This is a genomic window from Blautia sp. An81 (assembly GCF_002161285.1).
GTDB lineage: Bacteria > Bacillota > Clostridia > Lachnospirales > Lachnospiraceae > Blautia > Blautia ornithocaccae.
In genome coordinates this window covers 1-1507 of record NZ_NFHH01000067.1, presented here as the reverse complement: position 1 = coordinate 1507, position 1507 = coordinate 1, and the positions used below count along the sequence as shown (strand labels likewise).

Sequence of the window (1507 nt, the reverse complement as noted above, 5' to 3'; positions counted from 1 at the left end):
GGTTGACAACCCTGGATGCACTATATCTGTCCGAAAAAGAGGTTGAAAATCTCTTCAAAAACTGTATGCTGCTTGACTCCTGAGTACTAGGATTGGAGAAAAACGACGGAAGTCAGGTAATATCATAAACTTGGCTCCGAATCTATCGTGTATTTCACTGTAAATATTGCAGTTATTACATAATCGCTCGATAGCGAGCACAATAAAAATTCCAGTCAGATGAAGTCGAAATTCAGTTTATTTTCCATCAAAATAAAAATGGCGAAGTGCTTATCGTAACACTCCGCCGAAAGCCTAACCGGTTTGAGCAAAAAATGCTTGGTTAGGTCTGCTTTACTATTTTATGCAGCTCTGCTGCATTTATACACTTAAATGTGCTTTCCAATCCACCGGAAGATTCATTGCTGCAAGACTGACTACACCAATATTATTTTGAATCAGCTTATCAAAAACATCTACAAATACTGTCCACTCCTCATCGGATGAACGCAGATACTTCATCGCCAGCAGGATTTGATACAAACCATTATGTACCGGCGGTGGTGTAACTTTATCTGCGTCCAGAATTTCCGGTGTCGTATGTATTGTGCGATTGTAAATTCTGGAATTATGAGCACACATATTACGCAAGACCGAAACGCCCTGTATCCATGAAGCAAGCATTTTCTGTGATGGATTTACCAAATTTCCCTTTTTTGATTTATATTGGTAATTAGCCGCTAATATAGAATACGAACTTCCAGTACCTGTTTTCAAATTCTTAATTATCTTCGATAACGTACCAAATGAAAGAACTTCAACAGCTGCCCATACAGGCACCTCTCCATCATGATTATCAAAATTATGTTTGATAAACACATCATTAGAGCGAGCAATTTCTGACGCTACTGTAGACATATTCTGCCAATACAGTTTTTTCTCTTTGAAAATCGATGAATCCTGCAAAACAAGCGGTTCTCCGTGTATAAGCAACGATTCCACTAATCGTACTCTCAAAGCCACTTCAATCTTGGAAATCATTGAAAAAATCAACGCAGATAATTCCTGATCAAACTGATACAGCTTTAAAATATCTTCAAACTTTGTTCCTGGAACATACTTCTTTGAAGCATTATCATATAAATGAAACGAATATCCACGCAAACGGTAAAATCCAACTGACTTTAATGCCTTTTCTACGTCCGCACGAGAAGTAATTACCATTCCTGCATCAATATATGTTTGTATCTGCTGTGCTATTGTTAATATTTGTTTTGGATATTGATACATAAAACACCCCATAAATGAGAAAGTCCCACCGGGTTGCGCATGAAAATCAGAGGCGTGGTGGGTTCTGTTACTACCATTATACAACTTTTATTGTGGCTGTCAAGATTCCTTTTCAAAAAACAGTTTTGAAAGGTAAAAATATATCTGCCTGCTTTAGGATGGAGAGTTTTCTAAAAAAACGGGTTATCTACATTCTCCGGCTTTTCCATTGGTTTTATCCACTTCCATTGGAAAGACC

At 37.6% G+C, this 1507-nt stretch carries 1 protein-coding gene; it reads right to left on the bottom strand.

The features are described 5' to 3' along the window. Window positions 1-360: 360 nt before the first annotated feature. A complete protein-coding gene (locus B5G33_RS20830) occupies window positions 361-1353 on the bottom strand; it encodes an Abi family protein (protein WP_242974805.1) in 993 nt (330 codons plus the stop codon). Window positions 1354-1507: the final 154 nt, after the last annotated feature.